The 12806-nt window shown below is 62.2% G+C and carries 14 protein-coding genes; 9 read left to right on the forward strand and 5 right to left on the reverse strand.

Translation table 11 applies throughout. The features are described from left to right. Positions 1 to 9: 9 nt before the first annotated feature. Positions 10 to 924 carry a sugar phosphate isomerase/epimerase family protein gene (locus AC245Y_RS05330; protein ID WP_012756695.1) on the reverse strand — a complete coding sequence of 305 codons (915 nt, stop codon included), beginning with the start codon at positions 922 to 924 and terminating at the stop codon, positions 10 to 12. Between the two features lie 208 nt (positions 925 to 1132). On the opposite strand from AC245Y_RS05330, the gene AC245Y_RS05335 reads away from it, so the two are divergent. Further along, positions 1133 to 2134: a LacI family DNA-binding transcriptional regulator gene (locus AC245Y_RS05335; RefSeq protein ID WP_017993437.1), complete on the forward strand. Its 1002-nt coding sequence runs from the start codon at positions 1133 to 1135 to the stop codon at positions 2132 to 2134. 69 nt (positions 2135 to 2203) lie between these two features. Here the strand turns inward: AC245Y_RS05335 and AC245Y_RS05340 are convergent, their stop codons facing one another. Then, entirely contained in the window at positions 2204 to 3109 is a 906-nt protein-coding gene (locus AC245Y_RS05340; RefSeq protein WP_026157294.1) for a S1C family serine protease, read from the reverse strand. A 156-nt stretch (positions 3110 to 3265) separates the two neighbouring features. Beyond that, entirely contained in the window at positions 3266 to 4210 is a 945-nt protein-coding gene (locus AC245Y_RS05345; RefSeq protein WP_017993439.1) for an AraC family transcriptional regulator, read from the reverse strand. Positions 4211 to 4336: 126 nt separating this feature from the next. Between AC245Y_RS05345 and AC245Y_RS05350 the strand changes: the two genes are divergently transcribed. From AC245Y_RS05350 to AC245Y_RS05360, 3 genes are all read left to right on the forward strand, one after another. Next, entirely contained in the window at positions 4337 to 5296 is a 960-nt protein-coding gene (locus AC245Y_RS05350; protein ID WP_017993441.1) for an SDR family NAD(P)-dependent oxidoreductase, read from the forward strand. A 372-nt stretch (positions 5297 to 5668) separates the two neighbouring features. Next, positions 5669 to 7072 (forward strand): aminotransferase-like domain-containing protein, encoded by a 1404-nt coding sequence (locus tag AC245Y_RS05355; RefSeq protein ID WP_026157295.1) that lies wholly within the window; start codon positions 5669 to 5671, stop codon positions 7070 to 7072. Positions 7073 to 7382: 310 nt separating this feature from the next. After that, positions 7383 to 7751: a DUF983 domain-containing protein gene (locus tag AC245Y_RS05360; RefSeq protein ID WP_026157296.1), complete on the forward strand. Its 369-nt coding sequence runs from the start codon at positions 7383 to 7385 to the stop codon at positions 7749 to 7751. Between the two features lie 109 nt (positions 7752 to 7860). Here the strand turns inward: AC245Y_RS05360 and AC245Y_RS05365 are convergent, their stop codons facing one another. Next, a complete protein-coding gene (locus AC245Y_RS05365) occupies positions 7861 to 8760 on the reverse strand; it encodes a LysR family transcriptional regulator (RefSeq protein WP_017993444.1) in 900 nt (299 codons plus the stop codon). Positions 8761 to 8903: 143 nt separating this feature from the next. On the opposite strand from AC245Y_RS05365, the gene AC245Y_RS05370 reads away from it, so the two are divergent. The 4 genes from AC245Y_RS05370 to AC245Y_RS05385 all read left to right on the forward strand — a co-directional run bounded on the left by AC245Y_RS05370 (position 8904) and on the right by AC245Y_RS05385 (position 11637). After that, the gene (locus tag AC245Y_RS05370) at positions 8904 to 9515 is read left to right on the forward strand and encodes a glutathione S-transferase family protein (RefSeq protein WP_012756702.1); all 612 of its coding nucleotides are present in this window, start codon (positions 8904 to 8906) and stop codon (positions 9513 to 9515) included. Positions 9516 to 9576: 61 nt separating this feature from the next. Next, positions 9577 to 10509: a pyridoxamine 5'-phosphate oxidase family protein gene (locus AC245Y_RS05375; RefSeq protein WP_026157297.1), complete on the forward strand. Its 933-nt coding sequence runs from the start codon at positions 9577 to 9579 to the stop codon at positions 10507 to 10509. 85 nt (positions 10510 to 10594) lie between these two features. Further along, a complete protein-coding gene (locus tag AC245Y_RS05380) occupies positions 10595 to 11056 on the forward strand; it encodes a nuclear transport factor 2 family protein (RefSeq protein ID WP_017993446.1) in 462 nt (153 codons plus the stop codon). A 20-nt stretch (positions 11057 to 11076) separates the two neighbouring features. After that, the gene (locus AC245Y_RS05385) at positions 11077 to 11637 is read left to right on the forward strand and encodes a TetR/AcrR family transcriptional regulator (protein WP_017993447.1); all 561 of its coding nucleotides are present in this window, start codon (positions 11077 to 11079) and stop codon (positions 11635 to 11637) included. A 130-nt stretch (positions 11638 to 11767) separates the two neighbouring features. Here the strand turns inward: AC245Y_RS05385 and AC245Y_RS05390 are convergent, their stop codons facing one another. Beyond that, entirely contained in the window at positions 11768 to 11899 is a 132-nt protein-coding gene (locus AC245Y_RS05390; RefSeq protein ID WP_020486941.1) for a hypothetical protein, read from the reverse strand. Between the two features lie 156 nt (positions 11900 to 12055). Between AC245Y_RS05390 and AC245Y_RS05395 the strand changes: the two genes are divergently transcribed. Then, positions 12056 to 12760 carry a hypothetical protein gene (locus AC245Y_RS05395; RefSeq protein ID WP_017993448.1) on the forward strand — a complete coding sequence of 235 codons (705 nt, stop codon included), beginning with the start codon at positions 12056 to 12058 and terminating at the stop codon, positions 12758 to 12760. Positions 12761 to 12806 lie beyond the last annotated feature (46 nt).

Consider the following 12806-nt stretch of genomic DNA (forward strand, 5'->3'; position numbering starts at 1 on the left):
TGTTGACGATCAGCCAAGTTTCCCGGGCCAGTATTTGTCGACATATTTCTGGATTTCGGAGCGCATGAAGCGCCCGGAATCGTCGGCGCGCTCCTCCCAGCCGAAGACGCAGGCGGTGATGATGCCGTCGAATCCGACCGCGGCGAGCGAGGAGAAGAAGACATCCCAATTGATCTCGCCTTGGTACATATCCATGTGCTGATGGATGGTGACCTTCGCGCCCGGCGGATTGATGATGTAGCGCAGCCCGGAAGAGGCCTTGTGATTATAGGTATCGGCCACATGCACATGGGCAATCAGCGGGCCGGCATCGCGGATCATCTGCGCCATGTCGTCACCGAAATAGAAGGTATGCGGCGCGCAGTAGAGGAACTTGACGTTCTTCGAGCCGATGGTCTTCAGCATGTCGATCGCCGGATGCAGCGTTTCGCACCAGTCTTCCGGATGCGGTTCCATGTTGAGCGTGACGCCTTCGCGCTCGAACACCGGAACGAGTTCTTCTATCGAGCGCCACCAGGCGGCCTCGCTGTGCTCGTGGGTATGCATGCCGCCGCAGCAGCTGGCGCGGTGGCTGCGATCCGGCGATGGCCCGCGGCCGAATTCCGAGTTCATCGTATCGCAGCCCATTTCGGCCGAAATCGCGATCGCTTCCTTCCAGTAACGCACTGCTGCCTGCCGCTCGTCCTCATGCGGGCTCGCCCAGCGGTACATCGGCAGGATCGAGGCGAGCTGGACGCCGTGATCCTTGAGGGCCGCCTTGAATTCCGCGATGCGTTCCTTATGCGCCCGCGGGCGCACCCACCAGGGCAGAAAATCGTCGCGCGGTGAAAGCTCGATATGCTCATAACCGAGTTCCGCTGCCTTGCGGCAGAGGTCGCGCAGGTTGAGGTGACGGTGCATATGCGGGTCGAGTGCGATCTTCATCTGGCTCCTCCGTCATCCCCGGCCGCTTCGTGCCGGCGGATGATCCTTGATCTCGGTTGTTTTGGACCGTCCGGTGCTCCTCCCGGATTGCTGGTACGATACGGCTGCGGCGCCCCCATGCTCCAATGCTTACTTGATCAAATTTGATCATTGACCTCACAGCAGGCCGATGCTTTGCTGTGTCAAGCTTTGGGAGTGGGTGAGCCTGATGAAGGTGACTTTGAAGGATGTCGCAAGCCAAGCCGGCGTTGGCACCGCGACCGTGGAGCGCGTCCTTAACGGCCGCGGCGGCGTGCGGCCGGAGACGGTGGAGAAAGTCTTCCTGGCGGCAAGGCGGCTTGAATACCGGCAAAGCCTGCCGGTCGCCCATCGCGGCCTGATCCGGATAGAGGTGATTCTCGTTAGACCGGAGACCAGCTTCTATTCGCGTCTGAACCGGGCGTTCGAGCGCATCGCCGCCTCGCTCGGCGACAGCATCACCGTTCACCGCACCTTCGTCCGCGAGAACGAGCCGGCGCAATTCGCCCGCTACATCGCCAACCCGACGACACGCCGGTCGGCGCTGATCGTGGTCGCGCCCGACCATGCCGATGTCGTCACAAGCGTGCGCAAGGCGGCCGGTCTCGGCATTCCCGTTGTACAGATCATGACCCGTCCGGCCCCCGAACTGCCCTATGTCGGCATCGACAACTATGCTGCAGGACGCACCGCAGCTCACTACATGTCGGGCATGCTGGCGCAGCGCACCGGTTCGTTCGTCGCTCTCTGCCACAGCGGCGCCTATGAGAACCATAAGGAGCGGATCCGCGGCTTCTCCAGCTATCTCTCGGAGAAGGGTTCAAATGAACATCGTTTCGTCGAGGTTATGTTCGACCTCGATGACGAGCACAATGCCATGGAGTTGCTGCAAGCGGCGCTCAGACGGGAGCCCGGCATCATCGGCGTCTATAGTGCTGGCGGCGACAACAAGGGTGTTGCCAGGGTGCTCGAGGCAAACAAGGCTGGGCGGCCCTTCTGGGTCGGCCACGAATTGACGCGAGAGACGAAGGACTATCTCAGTCGTGGCATCATGTCGATCGTCCTCGACCAGGCGCCGGAGGTCCAGGCGAGGCGATCGATAGACCTTGCCCTGAACAGGCTCGGTCTCATCGAAGTGGAGGTCAGCGCCGAGCCGGTGCGCTTCCTGACGATCACATCGGAAAATCTCTGAGGCGGGATATGGATGCCCGGACAATCCGCTCGAATGAGCGCCAGCGGCTTTCACGGCGCCGGCGCGGACTTACTGCAGCTGCGGTTTCTTAAGAAAGCTGTTGCGGTCGGCGGACTTGATGCGCAGCCAGGCTTCCCGGCCGTTCCTGAGGATGCGCATGGGGATCTCGGCGCCGGCCGGGCCGCTGCTCCAGACCTTGCGGTAGAAATCGGCCAGGCCATCGACCTCTTCGTCGCGGATTTCCGAAATGATATCGCCCTGACGCAGGCCCGCCTGAGCGGCCGGCCCGCCTTCGGCCACGCTCATGACCACCACGCCGCCATTGCTCTCGGCGGAGAAGGCGCCGAGCCAGGGCCGCGGCGGTCTGTTGACCTGGCCCCGGTTCAAGAGATCGTCGAGGATCGGCGGCAAAAGGTCGATCGGCACGACCATGTTGATATCGGCGACCTCGTCGCCATCGCTCATCTGCAGGCGAAGCGAACCGATGCCGAGAAGCTTGCCGTCCGAACCGATCAGCGCCGCACCGCCCCATGAGGGATGGGCTGGTGACGTGAAAATCGCCTCGTCCAGCAGATATTCCCAATAGCCGGCGAATTCCTGCCGGGCGACGATATTAGCCTCGACGAATTCTCCGATGCCATCGGCCAGCACGACGGGATCGCCGGCCTTGGCCGTGGCCGCGTCGCCGAGATCCACCGCCGGCGCATTCAGAGGGCCAAGCGCCTGCACCAGACCGAAGCCGCTTTCCTGATCATAGGCAAGCGCATGCGCGGGAACCACACGCCCGTCATGGGTCGTCAGCCAGACCTCTTCGGCCTCGGTGATCAGATAACCGATGGTCAGCACCAGCCCGTTGCCGCGAATGACCACGCCGCTGCCCTCCCGGACAGTGCCCAGCGTCTCCGCTGTGAAGGCATCTTCCGGAATGGAGGAACGGACGGCCACGACTGACCGCAAAATCGGATCGATATTCATGCTTTCATCCCGATGGGCGCCGACGCGAAAGGCCGAAAGCCGGCGCATTCTTCCTTGAATAGGTAAGAGAATCGACGGCAGGTGCAAGACCGTATCGGAGCGAATTTCGGCAGGCCAACGCGCGACCTCCCTCCGATGCCTGCACCAATCAAGGTTTCACTGAGCGCCGAGACTATCTCGCATGGCACCGGCGGGCGGCTGAGCGCGACCATATTGCCGCGGCGAGCATCCCATCACTCTCTTGAAAGCGGTGCTGAATGCGCTTTCGGATTCATAGCCGAGCGACAGGGCGACACCGGCAATTGCTTCGGCCGAGCTTGTCAATCGGTCACCGGCGAGAAGCATGCGCCAGCGCGTCAGATAATCCATCGGCGCAAGCCCGACCTTTTCTTTGAAGTGGAGAGCAAAACTGGACCGCGACATCGAGGCACGTTCAGCCAGTGACTGCAGCGTCCACTTGCGGGCTGGATCGGCATGCAGGGCACCGATAGCCGCACCGATCCGCCGGTCGGTAAGCGCGAAAAGCCAGCCGACGCCGCGCGCATTCGGCGATGCGATATGGAGGCGCAACACCTGCATGAGCATAACATGAGCAAAATGCTCCGCCATCAGAAAGCCACCCGGCTGCTGGTCGCGCAATTCGCGCGTCATCCGATCGAGACACCAGCGCAGCACGGCGGCGTGATCGGAATCCCTCTTCACGTGGACGATCGGCGGCAGGATTCCGAGAAGGATGTCCGAATTTCCTCCCGAAAAGGAAAAACGGCTGCCGATCAGGAAGAAATCGCCGCCGCCATTGCAAGTCGCAATGCCGTCGCGGGCGATCGAATAGATCGCATCGGACGGGATCGCTTCGAGAGCCGGATCGCTGGCGAGACGAAAGGCTCGGCGGCTCGTCAGCAGAAAGCAGTCGCTTTCCTCCAGGCGGACAGCTTCGGGGACGCCATCGACGCTCAGCCAGCAAGCGCCTGAAATCACTGCGTTGAACTTGATGCCGTCAGGGGGCGGAAAATCGATCGCCCAAGCACCGCCAGCGTCAAGCCCCGCGGAAACATAGCTGCGCGGTTTGAGCAATGCGAGAACATCGGATAACGGGTCCATGTAGAAATCCGGACGATGGCGAAGAGATGCCGGACTTTAGCGCATGGATCGTCTGGAAGCCACGCCTTATTCTCGCGACCGTCATCCCAAGCGACGGCAACGCGCCGCAGAACAAAGGTAATTATCATGAGTGACAAACAAGTCCCCATCCGCTCCGGATTTGGAGCCCACACGACGGCCGGCGAGGTTCTGGCCGGTCTCGATCTTTCCGGCAAGCGCGCCATCGTCACCGGCGGCCATTCCGGCCTCGGGCTCGAGACCACGCGCGCTCTGGCGGGCGCCGGCGCCAAGGTGACCATCGGCGCAAGGAGCATCGAGGCGGCGCGTAGCGCGGTCGCCGGTATCGATGGCGTAGAGATTGATCGGCTCGACCTTTCCGACCTCGAAAGCGTTCGCGCCTTTGCCGAGCGGTTCGTCGCATCTGGCCGCAGCGTCGACATTCTGATCAACAGCGCCGGCATCATGGCCTGCCCGGAAACGCGTGTCGGCGACGGATGGGAGGCACAGTTCGCGACCAATCATCTCGGCCATTTCGCCTTGGTCAACCGCCTCTGGTCGGCGATCTCGCGCGGCACTCGCATCGTTTCGGTTTCCTCCGGTGGCCATGGCAACTCGGCCATACGATGGGAGGATGTGCATTTCGAGACCGGTTACGACAAATGGCAGGCCTACGGCCAGTCGAAGACCGCCAACGCACTTTTCGCCGTGCATCTGGACAGGCTCGGGCGCGACACCGGCATCCGCGCCTTCTCGCTGCACCCGGGCAAGATTTTTACCCCCTTGCAGCGCCATCTCGCAAAGGAGGAAATGGTCAGTGCCGGCTGGATCGATGCAGACGGCAATCCGATTGATCCGACGTTCAAGACACCAGCCCAGGGGGCAGCGACGCAGGTTTGGGCGGCGACCTCGCCACAACTCGAAGGTATGGGAGGCCTCTATTGCGAGGACTGCGATATCGCCATCCGCGCAACGGTTGGAGAACCCGGCGGCGTCAGCGACCATGCAGCCGATCCCGAGGAGGCGGCACGCCTGTGGATCTTGTCGGCAAGGCTGACCGGCATTGACGCTTTCGCGGCGTACGCCTGAAGCCATGGCTCGCGGCGTCGTCAATGCGCGCTGAAGACGCTGCCGATTGTCTTGCCGTCCTCGCGCCTCACCCGGGACTTCTCGGGTGAAGCCCGATCGGCAAGCCGAGCGGATCGTCTGCACGTCATTGGCGCACACGCTGCCGAAATCGGCCTGCGACAGCGCGGTCGTCGTGCCAGATCGAATTTGCGCAAACAGCAGTCAAATCCGGCGACAATCCGTCATTAAATTGTATCAAGGCGTGCGCAAAAGCTGCGGCATTTCGTCGTGCATCATTCTCGGGACTTGGCGCGCGACATTTTTCGTGACAGCGGCATTATGCAACAATATACGGTCAATCTCATCAGGAATCAGACCGACACGGATCACGACATGAAAGACTGGCATCCCGATCTCAGCCGCAGCAGCAGTCCGCGTTATATGGCGATCGCCGATGTGATCGAAATGGATCTGCGCAGCGGGCATCTGGTGGTTGGGGACCGGCTGCCGCCGCAACGCGAACTCGCCAAGCGGCTGAATGTCGATTTCACGACGGTGGCGAGAGGTTATGTCGAGGCGCAGAAGCGTGGGCTTGTGGATTCGCATGTCGGCCGAGGCACCTTCGTTACCGGTGGCGCGGACAAGGAGCGCCAGGGATTCGCGCCCGACGCCGCGCCCGATCCCCGCCGCGCCTCCATCGTCGATTTCTCGATGAACATGCCGCCGGAAACGCACGACCCCGAGCTGATCGCCCGCATGCGCGAGGGCATGTCGGCGGTGACGGCGAACCTCATTCCGCTTCTGCGCTACCAGGGCTTCGGCGGCTCCAGCATGGACAAGGAGGCTGCGGCCTCCTGGCTCAGCCGTCGCGGGCTGGTGCCCTCGCAGGAGCGCATCTTCGTCACACCCGGCGCCCATCCGGCCCTGCTGGCGATCTTCGGCCTGCTGGCAAAACCGGGCGAAACCGTGCTTTCGGAAATCATCACCTATCCCGGCATGCGCTCGATCGCCGCCCAGCTGCGGCTCAATCTGGCCGGTCTGCCGATGGACGAGGACGGTATCCTGCCGGACGCCTTTGCCGAGGCCTGCGAGAGATTGAAGCCGAAGGCGCTCTATCTCAATCCGACGCTGCAGAATCCGACGACGCTGACCATTCCGGCCAGGCGCCGCGAGGAGATCTGCGCCGTTGCCCGCAAATATCATGTGCCGATCGTCGAGGACGATGCCTATGGCTTCATTCCGCAGCACGGCCCGGCGCCGCTCGCGGCAACAGCGCCCGATCTGACCTGGCATATCGGCGGGCTGGCGAAATGCATCGGCGCGGGTCTGCGACTTGCTTATGTCGTAGCGCCGGACAGCAAGGCCGTGTGGCCCTTCGTCAGCGCCATGCGCGCCAACAATGTTATGGCCTCGCCGCTGACCGTGGCGCTCGCCACCCGCTGGATCGAGGACGGCACCGCCGATACGATCCTGCGTTTCATCCGCGCCGAGGCCGCCGCCCGCCAGCAGATGGTCGCCGCCATCCTGCCGCCCGGCAGCTACCGCGCCGATCCGATCAGTTTCAACATCTGGCTGCCGCTCTCCAACGGCTGGACCCGCTCGACCTTCGGCAGCCACACCCGTTCTTCCGGCATCGGCGTCGTCGCAAGCGATGCCTTCACGGTCGAGGGCGCGGCGCCCGAGGCCGTGCGTGTCTGCCTTGGCGGACCGATCACCCGGGAGAAACTGCAGGGCGCACTGGAATTCATGGCCCATGCGCTGGAAGGCCCGCCGGAAATGGCAGCGTCGTTCTTCTGACGCGGAAACGCCGCCCCAGGCTGATCAGGCACGAGCGGTCGAGATCAGATCGGTCTGGCCCTGATCTGTCGGGGCCTGGGCGAAGCGAAACCGTCACGTTCACGTCTGATTCGCCCAGGCTGCCAGGCCTGGCTGCGGCCCCAAATGCTGCTTGATAAATCTGCAGTCAGCTTGCTGCCGGCATGCGCTGGGGGCTCCGCGGCATTCTGACGAATTGACTGGTAATTTCCTTATAATGTAATTATATTGAATGCAGTCATTACAGATATTGATGGCATCAATGTTTGCGAAGCAAGAAAGCGAGATCGTCATGAATACGGAATATCCCCCACTACCTCCGGTACAGACCGGCATCAGGGGGCGCTGCCCGCGCTGCGGCCAGGGCCATATGTTCAGGGGCTTCCTGACGTTGCGGCCGGAATGCGAGGTCTGCGGTCTCGATTATTCCTTCGCCGATCCGGCCGACGGTCCGGCCTTCTTCGTCATCTGCTTCGCCTGCGTCCCGAGCGTGCTGCTCGGCGTCTGGCTGGAGGTGGCCTTTTCGGCGCCGATCTGGGTACAGCTTCTGGTCACCGGTCCGTTCATGCTCGCCACCTGTATTCCGCCGCTCCGGCCGCTGAAGGGCTGGCTGGTCGCCAGCCAGTATTTCTACAAGGCGGAAGAGGGCAAGCTCGCCTAGAGCATGATGCCGAAAAGTGTGAGCGGTTTTCGGACGACATCATGCTCTACTTCTTTGATCTAGATCAGGATTCAGATTTTAGGCCGATCGGGCCTAAAATCATCCTGATCTAGGACTTGTTTAGCGTCGCGCGCAGGCGCGGCGTCGCGAAATCGAGCAGCGCCCGCAGTTTCAGGGGCACCAGTCCCTGCGCGGGATAAACGAGATGCACCGGCGCCGGCGGCGGTTCGAAATCTTGGAGCAGCGGCACCAGCAGGCCAGCCATCTCGGCGCGTGCGGCCTGGTAGGAGAGCACGCGGGTGATGCCGAGGCCGGCGACAGCCGCATCGACCGCGGCCTCGGCAGTGTTGACGGCAAGCCGCGAGCGGATCGGCACCGTGAGATCATGTTTCCCCTCGGTGAATGTCCAGCTCAGCATCGAGGCCATACCCTCGAAGGTGACGCAGTCATGCCCGGCGAGATCGCCTGGGTGCCGGGGGTGAGCGTGCCGTGTGAGATAATCCGGGCTGGCATAGACCGTGCGGTGGATCGCGCCGAGCCTTGTGGCGATCAGGTTACTATCAGGCAGGTTGCCGATCCTCAGCGCCACGTCGATATGATCCTCGACGAGGTTCGACAGCCGGTCGCCAAGCATCAGCCGCAGATTGATATCGGGATAGGCTTTCAGGAAATCCACCACGACAGGCAGGACATGCAGCCGCCCGAAGACGATCGGTGCGGTCATCGTCAGTTCGCCCTTCGGGGCGCTGTATTCGCCGGCTGCCGTCCGTTCCGCCTCTTCCACCCGATCGAGAATTTCCCGCGCCGCCTCGACATAGGAGCGGCCGGCCTCCGTCAGCGTGATCTTCCGGTTGCTCCGTTGCAGCAGCTGGGCGTTGAGATGGGCTTCCAGTTCCGAAACCTTGCGGCTGACGGTTGCGAGCGGGGATCGCAGATGCCGTGAGGCGGCCGACAGGCTGCCCTGTTCGACGACGGCAAGAAGCACGATCATGGCGTCGAGGCGGTCCATTCTATCCTTCCATGAATTGGTAAGATGCCTCCCAGATTAGCATTCTACTGCAGCCAGATGGAAGGCAGTAAATTATGCCGCAGATGGTTCGAAGCGGCCATCGGCAACCGCGTCCCGTCGATTAGAAGACCAGAGGAACCATCATGAAGCTCTATCACCACCCGCTTTCCGGCCATGCCCACCGGGCTCACCTGTTCCTGTCGCTGCTTGGCGTGCCCTATGAACTGGTCGAGGTCGACCTGGCGGCTGGCGCTCACAAGGCGCCGGACTTTCTGAAGCTCAATCCCTTTGGCCAGGTGCCGGTGCTCGACGACAATGGCACGGTCATTGCCGATTCCTCTGCCATCCTCGTCTATCTCGCGCGCAAATGTGGCCGCACCGACTGGTTGCCGGAAGAGTCGGTGGCCGCGGCGCGGATACAGAAATGGCTCTCGGTTGCAGCAGGCGAGATCGCTTATGGGCCATGTGCTGCGCGCCTAGTCACCGTCTTCGGCGCTGACTTCCGCACCGACGAGGTGATCGCCCGGGCGCACCGCATTCTTGCGCTGATCGAGGCGGAGCTCCACGGTCACAGCTTCCTGCTCGGCGACAATCCTGTGATCGCCGACGTGGCGCTCTACAGCTACATCGCCAATGCGCCGGAGGGTAATGTCGATATCTCGGCCTATCCAAGCGTTCGCGCCTGGCTTGCGCGCATCGAGGCGCTGCCGGGTTTCGTCGGTTTTCGCAAGACCAAGATCGGCCTTGCCGCGTGACAAGCCGCCGGGGCAGGGACGCTGCCCCGGTTCCCAAAATGCTGCCCCGAAGGAGGCCGTGATGCTGGAACAGACAAGACAGGATGCCACATCGCCCTGGCATGCGGGCGAACTCGCCATGCAGCGCAGTGTCGGTGTCGCCGAACGCATGGACGGGCCGGGCCGGAATTTCGTCCGCAAGGCCATGCCGGAGCAGCATCGCGCCTTCTTTCCGATGCTGCCTTTCGTCGTGCTCGGCGCGGTCGATGCCAAGGGCGATGTCTGGGCAACGGTCAGGGCCGAGCGCCCGGGGTTCATGGCCTCGCCGGAGCCGGAGATTCTCGAGGTGCACCTGCCGCGTGACGCAGCCGATCCTGCCGATGCCGGCATGGAGGATGGTGACGCGATTGGAATGCTCGGCATCCAGCTCGAGACCCGGCGGCGCAACCGGCTGAACGGCGTGATCCACAGGACGGATGCTGAAGCTTTCCAAGTACGCGTCGGCCAGAGCTTCGGCAATTGCCCGCAATATATCCAGCTTCGCTCCTCCGCCTTCGTCCGCGATCCCGATCTGCCGACGGCGATGCCGACGCTTCATTCCAGCCAACTCGACGATCGGGCGCTAGGGATGATCGAGGGCGCCGATACGTTTTTCGTCGCCTCCTATGTCGACCGCGACAATGGCGAGCGACAGGTGGACGTGTCCCATCGCGGCGGCAATGCCGGCTTCGTCCATGTCGGCGCCGATGGCGTACTGACCATTCCCGATTTTCCCGGCAATCGGTTCTTCAACACGCTGGGTAATTTCCTCGTCAACCCGAAGGCGGGGCTGGTCTTCATCGATTTCGAAACCGGGGACATGCTGCAGATGACGGGCAGGGCCGAGGTGCTGCTGGATGCGCCTGAGATCGCCACCTTTCAACGGGCGGAACGGTTGTGGCGTTTCACGCCGCAAGAGATTGTGCTTCGCCCGGATGCCCTGCCGTTGCGGTGGCGCCGGCCTCCCGGCCTTTGAGAAACGCCGCCTGGAAGCGGCTTGCCAATCAATGTACTGATCAGTACAATGATAACCGTTCAGTACAGGAGTGCCCGGAGAACCTATGTCCAGCCTCGTCCCGCCTTTCACCCTTGAGACCGCCACCCTGAAAGTCCGTCTTGCCGAGGATGGCTGGAACAGCCGTGATCCCCAGCGCGTCTCGCTCGTCTATACGCCGGACAGCCGCTGGCGGAACCGCGCTGAATTCATCACCGGCCGCGCCGAGATCGTCGCTTTCCTCACCCGCAAATGGGCAAAGGAGCTGGATTACCGGCTGATCAAGGAGATCTGGGCCTTCACCGATCATCGCATCGCCGTGCGCTTCGCCTATGAATGGCACGATGACAGCGGCAACTGGTTCCGCTCCTATGGCAACGAGAACTGGGAATTCGACGCCGCCGGCTTGATGCAGCGCCGCTTCGCCTGCATCAACGACCTGCCGATCCGGGAATCGGAGCGCAAGTACCATTGGCCACTCGGCCGGCGGCCGGATGACCATCCCGGTCTGACCGAACTCGGCCTCTAAACTAGCCAGGGAAGCCACGGGTGAAGACCGTCTACGAACGCGCCGACATCGTACAGCTGCTCGCCGAAATCTTCCGCGAGCTCGGCTATGAGGGCACGTCGCTCAGCCGCATCACCGAACGCACCGGCATCGGCAAGGGCAGCCTTTACCACTTCTTCCCCGGTGGTAAGGAGGAGATGGCGGGCGCCGTGCTCGCCGATGTCGATGCCTGGTTCGAACATGCGATCTATCAGCCGCTGAGAAAGGACGACGCCGATCAGGCGATCGCGGCGATGTGGACGAATGTGAACGACTACTTCCGCTCCGGTCGCCGCATCTGCCTCGTCGGCGCCTTCGCGCTTGACGAAACCCGCGAGCGGTTTTCGGCAGAGATCGGCGATTATTTCATTCGCTGGATCGACGCCTTGCGCTCGGCGTTGATGCGGGCAGGCTGCTCTGAGGGGGAGGCGCAAACACTCGCCGAGGAGGGCGTCGCGGGCATTCAAGGCGCACTGGTGCTGTCGCGTGCGCTCGACGACAGGATGATTTTCACCCGATCATTGGACACGCTGGCGAAACGGCTAGATGCTGTGATGCGATGAGGGGCGGTCAACCGCTGGGACGTGTATTGTACCTATGAAAAAATTCACCCGGCCATGAGTGACTGGCCGGGGCGTTGATCGGGCGCTGGGGCGGCGCTCGAGCTTAAATCGGTACCGCTTTGCGTCTATTTCAGCGTTGCTGTTGAGGCTGCTGGGCCGGGCGCGTATTTTCCCGTTCAGGGCGAACCTGGCGCCATTCGTTTTCCATCTGGTCGACGACATGCTGGGGAATGGTGGTTGGGCTATTGGCGGACGTCTGCATCGGAAGTCTCCTCTTTTCGCAGTAAGGCTTCAGGGCAGGAAGATGCATTGCACAAGACAAAAGGCGTGTAAATCAGTGGCTTAAACACTTTAAACGATTAAATCGAATTTAATCGATTAAGATAGTTTTAACCTTGATATTTGAGGGAAGCGCGGAATGGTTGTCCACATGGACCGGGCATTCTTTTTCGATACGGTACGGCACGGACTCTTCAAGGGAAACCTGACTCAGCCTCAGGTAGTGGGCATCACGGCGATTCTCGACGCCTGGGAAGAACGGTTTGCCGATGCCGACCGGCGGTGGCTCGCCTATATCCTCGCAACCGCTTACCACGAGACCGCCTATACGATGCAGCCGGTGCGTGAGACGCTGGCGGAAAGCGATGCGCGCGCAGTCGAGATCCTCGAGACGGCCTTTGCCGCAGGCCGGCTCTCTTGGGTGAAGACGCCCTACTGGCGGCCGGACGAGGATGGCTGCAGCTGGCTCGGACGCGGCCTGGTGCAGCTCACCCACAAGCGGAACTACGAGGCGATGAGTGTGCTGACGGGGATCGATCTCGTTGCCGATCCCGACCGGGCGATGGAGATGGATGCGGCGGTGACGATCCTGATCGAGGGCATGCTGCAGGGAAGTTTTACCGGCCACAAGCTCGCCGATCACCTGAACGCGACGACCGCGGATTGGGTGAATGCGCGCCGCATCGTCAATGGGAGCGACCGGGCGGAAAAGCTCGCCGCTTATGCCATGGTCTTCGATGCGGCGATACGTCCCGATGCGGCCCGTGGCATGCTCGCGCGGTTGAAGGCCTGGGGCGCGCGTGTTATCGCCCGGCTGACAGCTGGAGCGCCGCGCCTCCGATAGGGTGCGCCAAGGTCGCTTCATCATTTTGATAAATCTGACAGGAGCT

This window comes from Rhizobium sp. SRDI943, from assembly GCF_057653695.1.

Excerpts from the sequence above, each read along its gene's own strand:
- AC245Y_RS05350 (WP_017993441.1), top strand. The coding sequence starts at position 4,337 with ATGAGTGACAAACAAGTCCCCATCCGCTCCGGATTTGGAGCCCACACG.
- AC245Y_RS05380 (WP_017993446.1), top strand. The coding sequence starts at position 10,595 with ATGTCCAGCCTCGTCCCGCCTTTCACCCTTGAGACCGCCACCCTGAAA.
- AC245Y_RS05335 (WP_017993437.1), top strand. The coding sequence starts at position 1,133 with ATGAAGGTGACTTTGAAGGATGTCGCAAGCCAAGCCGGCGTTGGCACC.
- AC245Y_RS05330 (WP_012756695.1), bottom strand. The coding sequence starts at position 924 with ATGAAGATCGCACTCGACCCGCATATGCACCGTCACCTCAACCTGCGC.
- AC245Y_RS05360 (WP_026157296.1), top strand. The coding sequence starts at position 7,383 with ATGAATACGGAATATCCCCCACTACCTCCGGTACAGACCGGCATCAGG.
- AC245Y_RS05340 (WP_026157294.1), bottom strand. The coding sequence starts at position 3,109 with ATGAATATCGATCCGATTTTGCGGTCAGTCGTGGCCGTCCGTTCCTCC.
- AC245Y_RS05370 (WP_012756702.1), top strand. The coding sequence starts at position 8,904 with ATGAAGCTCTATCACCACCCGCTTTCCGGCCATGCCCACCGGGCTCAC.
- AC245Y_RS05395 (WP_017993448.1), top strand. The coding sequence starts at position 12,056 with ATGGTTGTCCACATGGACCGGGCATTCTTTTTCGATACGGTACGGCAC.
- AC245Y_RS05365 (WP_017993444.1), bottom strand. The coding sequence starts at position 8,760 with ATGGACCGCCTCGACGCCATGATCGTGCTTCTTGCCGTCGTCGAACAG.
- AC245Y_RS05345 (WP_017993439.1), bottom strand. The coding sequence starts at position 4,210 with ATGGACCCGTTATCCGATGTTCTCGCATTGCTCAAACCGCGCAGCTAT.
- AC245Y_RS05375 (WP_026157297.1), top strand. The coding sequence starts at position 9,577 with ATGCTGGAACAGACAAGACAGGATGCCACATCGCCCTGGCATGCGGGC.
- AC245Y_RS05355 (WP_026157295.1), top strand. The coding sequence starts at position 5,669 with ATGAAAGACTGGCATCCCGATCTCAGCCGCAGCAGCAGTCCGCGTTAT.
- AC245Y_RS05390 (WP_020486941.1), bottom strand. The coding sequence starts at position 11,899 with ATGCAGACGTCCGCCAATAGCCCAACCACCATTCCCCAGCATGTCGTC.